Raw genomic sequence first — 5,881 nt, 5'->3', positions numbered from 1 at the left:
TCTTTTTCTCTTCGACTTGTTTCTTGTTAGCCTTGGAAGTTTTCTTGTTTTTGCTTTTTTTCTTTCTCTTTTTCTTAGGCTTTTCTTCTTCAAAATCATCTTCTTCAACATCTTTGGCTTGCTTGATGTTTTTGTGATTTTTATTATTTTTACTATTTTTATTATTTTCTTTTTGATGTTTCTTTTTATTAGATTTTTTCTTCTCTTCTTCTATCTCATCAAAATAGCCTTGTATAAGCTCAAGATCACTTCCTCCAACCATGGACATGTGGGATTTGATGTTTAGGCCAAATTCCTCATTTAATAGTTTTACCATTTCCTTGGCTGCCATATTATTTTCTTTTGCTAATTCATATACTCTTACTTTTTCTGCCATATAACTCTCCTCAATTTACTTCATAAGCTTTTAACTCCTCGTAAAGTTCATCCGAAACTTCTGTTCTAAAAACTCGGTTTAGCTTATTAGTTCTGATGGCATCCTCTATACAAGCATCATCCTTGCATATATAGGCGCCTCTTCCGTTTTTCTTTCCAGATTCATCTATCAAAATCCCTTCTTCTTTGTTTTTTACAACTCTTAGAAGGTCTTTTTTGTCTTTAAGCTTGCCACATACCACACATTTTCTTTGTGGAATCTTCTTAGCTTTTTTCATTTTCTAATCCTCATTAGATTCATCTTCTTCACTAGCTTCTACAGTAGAATCAATATTTGTAATCTCTTCAACTGTATCGTCACTTTCTTCTTTTATTATTTCTTCTACTTCAAAATCTTCTTCAGTATCATCATTTTCTTCAACAGGATCTAAAGAAATATTTTCATCATTAAAAGTAGCTTCTTCATCACTCACTTCTCTGACCTCTTCGTCTACTTCATTTAGGCCAAGTATTTCATCTATTTCTTCTTGGCTTAGGCTTTCGTATTCTTCGCTACTTTTTATATCGATCTTCCAGCCAGTTAGTCTTGCCGCAAGTCTTGCGTTTTGACCTTCCTTACCTATGGCTAAGGACAGTTGGTCACTTGCTACAACTACAAGACTCTTCTTGCTTTTTTCATTAACTAGAACTTCGATTATATCAGCTGGCGATAGGGCATTTGATATAAATACTTTGATGTCTTTGTCAAAATTAATTATGTCAATTTTCTCTCCTTGTAGCTCTTCAACTATGGAGTTTACCCTAATTCCCTTAAAGCCAATGCAAGCACCGACCGCATCAATTCCTTCATCATTCGAAAATACTGCCATCTTTGTCCTAGATCCAGCTTCTCTAGCTAGGGAATAGATTTCAATTATCCCATCAGTAATCTCAGGAACTTCAAGCTCGAAAAGCCTTGTAATAAGATCTTGACTTGATCTTGATAATACAATTTGAGGTTCTTTGGAGGAATTCCTAACTTCCTTTATAAGAAACTTCATCTTGGCATTTGCTGGATACTCTTCTGTAGGAACTTGCTCTTTGATTGGAACTACGCCTTCGATTTTATCTAGGTTGACGTATACATTGTACTTATCTTGTCTTTGTACAGTTCCTGTAATCATCTCATTTGCCCTTTCGATGTATTCTCCATAGAGGGAATCTCTTTGGGCATCTCTAATCTTTTGGATTACGATATTTCTTGCAGTTTGGGCCGCGACTCTGCCGAAGTTTTTGGGAGTAAGCTTAATCCTCGCTATATCTCCTAAGTGATAGCTTGAGTTTTCCTCTAAGGCATCCTTTAGGGATATTTCTGTAATAGTATCATCTACCTCATCTACTACTTCCTTTAGGGCAAAGACTTCAATTTGTCCGGTTTCTTCATCGATTATGACATCTACATTTTCCTCATTGTCATAATTTTTTTGGTAACTTTTGATAAGGGCCTTCTGTAAGGCATCTAGGATGGTTGCCTTATCCAGATTTTTTTCCTTACAAAGCTCATCCAAAGCCAACATAAAATCATTGTTCATAATATCTCCTTAGAAAACAATCTCAATATAAATTTCTTTTACGTCTTCTTTCTTAACTTTCTTTGTATTTTCATCTTCTAGGACAAATTCATAAAAATCTTCGCCAATATCTTTGATTTTACCTAGGAAAATCTCTCCATTTTTTAACTTGATTTTTAATAGCTCATCCTTATTTCTTTCTATATCTCTATCAGTCTTTAGAGGGCGGGATAAATCTTGACTTGAGACTTCGAGATAATATGAATCTTTTATGATATCAATCTCGTCGAGTTTCTCATCAAGAAAAGCACTAACCTTCTCACAATCTTCGATTGTAATCCCATCCTTATTGTAGATAAAGAACGTTAGGATTTTGTTGTTTTTTTGGCCTTTAAATTCGATATCTACTAATTCGTAACCTAAATTTTCGATATCTGCTTCAAAGACTTCTTTCAATCTTTTTGTTAAATCCATACTACCTTCCTTCGTCTTAACAGATTAAAAGAGTGGAAACCATCCCCCACTCTTTTGCTATGATTATTATACTTTCAAATAGTATAAATTCAATATCTCTATAAGTATGAGCTTTAATTATTTATATTTGCCACAATTTAATAAATATTTTACATTAGAAAACGTTATTTCTCTTGTAATTATTCATAAAAACATTTATAATTAAAGTAGATACATAAATAAAGGAGGAAATATGTTATTATTTATTATCGGTCTTATAATATTGATCGTCGGAGGTTTTCTCTATTCTAAATATGTTGAGAAACAACTTGAACCCGACGATCGTGAGACTCCAGCTGTTAGAAAAGCTGACGGAGTCGACTTTGTTGCAATGAGCGAGAAGAAAAACTGGCTTATTAACTTACTAAACATCGCAGGAACTGGCCCTATCTTAGGCCCTATCCAAGGTATACTTTTTGGACCAATCGCTTTTATCGCAATTCCAATCGGATGTGTCTTTGCAGGTGCAGTTCACGATTTTTGTACAGGATTTATATCAATGAGAAATGGCGGAAGCCAAGTTCCAAAGCTTGTTGGTAAGTACATTGGTGAAGGATGCAGAAAATTCTACAATATTGTTATAGCAATCCTACTTCTTCTAACAGGTGTTGTTTTTGTTTATACACCAGGAGACTTAATCGCAAATGATATCATGGGTGCAGATCCAAACTCTAATGTAATTTGGGTAATTTATGCAGTAATCTTCGCATATTATATCCTTTCAACAGTCCTACCAATAGATAAGCTAATCGGAAGAATCTATCCAATATTTGGTGCCTTCCTCATTATCTCTGCAATTGGTGTACTAATAGGAATTATATTTAAAGGAAATGCTGACCTATCATTTAAGGGTCAAGGACTTCTAGCTAAGCATCCACTTGGACAAAGATTTATACCATCATTCTTCATTACAGTTGCATGTGGTATACTTTCAGGCTTCCACGGTTCCCAAGTTACTCTTGTTTCAAGAACAGTTAAAAGCGAAAAAGAAGCTAAGACTACCTTCTACTCTACAATGATTGCAGAAGGAATTATCGCTATGATTTGGGCTGCAGGCGCTATGGTAATTTTCTCTACAGGAACAGCTGCCCTAGACACACCAGGTACTCTTATGGTTGGTGAAATCTCAAGATACTTCATGGGTAATGTCGGAGGCCTTATTGCAGTAATCGGTGTTATAGCACTTCCTATCACATCTGGTGATACTGCCTTTAGATCTCTTAGGCTAATCATAGCTGAAGAACTTAACATAGACCAAAAAGTAGCTGGTAAGCGTGCAGGTCTTGCAGCTTGTCTATTTGTTCCAGCAGCAGCTATCCTTTACTTTGCTAAATCTAACCCTAAAGGATTCAACATTCTTTGGAGATACTTCGGATTTACAAACCAATTCGTGGCAATCTTTGCCCTAGCTGTAGCTACAAGCTATCTAATCTACAACAATAAGAACTACCTAATCACATTGATTCCAGGAATCTTCTATACTTTCATAGTATTTGCCTTCATAATCAACGTCAAAGGACTTGGTTTCGGTCAAGACTTTAAGATTGCTTACCCAATAGCAGGAATCCTTGCTATAGCTTATGCAATATTCGTTGTAAAGGTATCTAAGAAAAATAGAAGAAGAATTGAAGCAATTAAATTAGACTAAATTTACTAAGAGGGTGGCAGTCGCCACTCTTTTTTATTAAAAACTTATTTTAGGAGAGTATATGAAATTCACCTTAGATAAAAAGGCCAAGGCCTTAGTTAAGAAAAAGCAAATCAAAGAAATCTTTATCAATCCAGATTTAGACCAGAAGGCCTCCTGTTGTGGAATCGGATCTATCGATATTGTAATTCTTACTAAAGAAGATGATAAGAATAGATACAAACTTCAAGAAACTGAAGATCTTGATATCTATTACAACCCCAATCTAGTAATGTATATAGATGATGAGGAAGAGATAATAATATCAGCCTTTTTTAGGAAGCTTTACGTAAAAAACGAAATAAATCCAATCGAGAAATAAGATGAACTATAAAGCAATCAAAAAATTTGTAAATGAAAATCCAATAGATGATAAACTCAAAGGAAGGATTGCAAGGCCAAAATTCACTTATATAGGAGAAGATGTCTTAAATAAGGCCATTTCAGCCTTTCTTTCAGGAAAAAATATCCTCCTTGTAGGAAGTAAGTCTACCGGGAAAAATGTCCTAGCAGAAAATCTATCCCAAATTTTCAACAGGCCCATGTGGAATGTTTCTTTCCATGTAAATATAGACTCCCAAGTCCTTATAGGAAGCGACACCCTAGCTAATGGAAATGTAGTCTTTAGGGATGGGCCGGTGACTTCTGCTTGTAAATGTGGAGGCCTCCTTGTCCTAGATGAGATTAATATGGCTAGAAACGAAGCTATGGCAGTCCTTCATTCAATTTTAGATTATAGGAGAATAATCGACATACCAGGAAATGATTTAATAGAAATCCACCCTGCTACGAGATTTATAGCTACCATGAACTACAATTATGAGGGAACTCGTGAGCTTAATGAGGCCCTTCTTTCTAGATTTGTGATAATCGATATGCCTATAATTACAGAAGATGACCTAAGTAAAATCTTTACAGACAATTATCCTAAATTAAAACTAGAAGTTAAAGACCAGCTAGGAAAATTATTTTATGACATCAAGACCAAGGCTGATGCCGGTGAGATATCCGATAATGCAATTGACTTAAGAGGGATTTTCGATAGCCTTGATCTTGTCAAAGCTGGCTTAGGTCTTGATGAGGCTTTCGATATGTGTTTGGTAAATAAGGTCTTCGATTCTTATGAGAAAACACTTATAAGAGATGTGATAAAGGCGCGTTTCAGTGAAAATTTATCTAAAGGAGATGTTTTCGAAGACAATGATTTCTAGTAAGGGAAAATCCAATCAAAACAGAGCATTCAATTGGATTTGGAATGGAGCCTTATCCTATGGTTACAAGCCCATTCTTGTAGGGACTGACCTAAATGGCAATCCAAGCTTTTATATGAACTTAATTATAGGTCTTGCTGTAAAATACTTCGGCAGGGAAATAATAGAAGAGCTCTTTGCCTTGTGGGAAAATAAGAAAAATTATGAAAAATACGACATATTTGCCCTCTACCTTTTGGAAACTTGCTCTTATGACAAGGAAGTTAGTAAAAGACCAATCCTTAAAGACCTAAGGCAAGCTTACGCCAAAGACTTCTTGGCCGATAAGAATGATCTTAGGAGAAAGAACTTAGCTCTTAGAGAAAACTTGTACTATAGCCTATGTATGAAAAAATACTCGGAAGTTTTAGCTAGAAATTTTAAGCTATCTGAAAGAGAAAAAGAAATATATGAGAATTTCCATTTAGATCCTGCTACCGATTCAGAGAATTTAATAGCTAATATTACATATTTGTTCGAGAAGTATCTATCCTTTGATAGGGAAA

7 protein-coding genes and 1 pseudogene are annotated in these 5,881 nt (G+C 34.9%); 4 read left to right on the top strand and 4 right to left on the bottom strand.

Features of this window, described 5'->3' with window-relative positions; all coding sequences use genetic code 11:
- From MRZ08_RS03560 to rimP, 4 genes are all read right to left on the bottom strand, one after another.
- Nucleotides 1–376 (bottom strand): translation initiation factor IF-2 N-terminal domain-containing protein (locus MRZ08_RS03560; protein WP_297379302.1); only part of this gene is annotated, 376 nt, incomplete at its 3' end.
- 10 nt (nt 377–386) lie between these two features.
- Complete coding sequence (locus tag MRZ08_RS03555) at nt 387–653, bottom strand: YlxR family protein (RefSeq protein ID WP_297379300.1); 267 nt, start codon at nt 651–653, stop codon at nt 387–389.
- A gap of 3 nt (nt 654–656) precedes the next feature.
- Complete coding sequence (gene nusA / locus MRZ08_RS03550; RefSeq protein ID WP_297379298.1) at nt 657–1,946, bottom strand: transcription termination factor NusA; 1,290 nt, start codon at nt 1,944–1,946, stop codon at nt 657–659.
- Nucleotides 1,947–1,955: 9 nt separating this feature from the next.
- Complete coding sequence (gene rimP, locus MRZ08_RS03545) at nt 1,956–2,399, bottom strand: ribosome maturation factor RimP (RefSeq protein WP_297379295.1); 444 nt, start codon at nt 2,397–2,399, stop codon at nt 1,956–1,958.
- Between the two features lie 232 nt (nt 2,400–2,631).
- Here rimP and MRZ08_RS03540 point away from each other — a divergent pair, with 232 nt between their 5' ends.
- The 4 genes and pseudogenes from MRZ08_RS03540 to MRZ08_RS03525 all read left to right on the top strand — a co-directional run.
- Complete coding sequence (locus MRZ08_RS03540) at nt 2,632–4,086, top strand: carbon starvation CstA family protein (RefSeq protein ID WP_297379293.1); 1,455 nt, start codon at nt 2,632–2,634, stop codon at nt 4,084–4,086.
- A 61-nt stretch (nt 4,087–4,147) separates the two neighbouring features.
- Nucleotides 4,148–4,447 carry an iron-sulfur cluster biosynthesis family protein gene (locus MRZ08_RS03535; RefSeq protein WP_297379291.1) on the top strand — a complete coding sequence of 100 codons (300 nt, stop codon included), beginning with the start codon at nt 4,148–4,150 and terminating at the stop codon, nt 4,445–4,447.
- A gap of 1 nt (nt 4,448) precedes the next feature.
- Entirely contained in the window at nt 4,449–5,336 is an 888-nt protein-coding gene (locus MRZ08_RS03530) for a MoxR family ATPase (RefSeq protein WP_297379289.1), read from the top strand.
- Nucleotides 5,326–5,881: pseudogene (locus MRZ08_RS03525) on the top strand (hypothetical protein); the annotation flags it as partial. The gene MRZ08_RS03530 and the pseudogene MRZ08_RS03525, both read left to right, overlap by 11 nt.

The organism is Anaerococcus sp., from assembly GCF_022770135.1.
In the GTDB taxonomy this organism is placed as follows: domain Bacteria; phylum Bacillota; class Clostridia; order Tissierellales; family Peptoniphilaceae; genus Anaerococcus.
Note: the sequence above shows the minus strand (reverse complement) of the source record. Positions and strands in the feature narration are given on the sequence as shown.

What these genes read in the sequence shown, in the direction of transcription:
- MRZ08_RS03555 (WP_297379300.1), bottom strand. Translation starts at nt 653, where the DNA reads ATGAAAAAAGCTAAGAAGATTCCACAAAGAAAATGTGTGGTATGTGGC.
- nusA (WP_297379298.1), bottom strand. Translation starts at nt 1,946, where the DNA reads ATGAACAATGATTTTATGTTGGCTTTGGATGAGCTTTGTAAGGAAAAA.
- rimP (WP_297379295.1), bottom strand. Translation starts at nt 2,399, where the DNA reads ATGGATTTAACAAAAAGATTGAAAGAAGTCTTTGAAGCAGATATCGAA.
- MRZ08_RS03540 (WP_297379293.1), top strand. Translation starts at nt 2,632, where the DNA reads ATGTTATTATTTATTATCGGTCTTATAATATTGATCGTCGGAGGTTTT.
- MRZ08_RS03535 (WP_297379291.1), top strand. Translation starts at nt 4,148, where the DNA reads ATGAAATTCACCTTAGATAAAAAGGCCAAGGCCTTAGTTAAGAAAAAG.
- MRZ08_RS03530 (WP_297379289.1), top strand. Translation starts at nt 4,449, where the DNA reads ATGAACTATAAAGCAATCAAAAAATTTGTAAATGAAAATCCAATAGAT.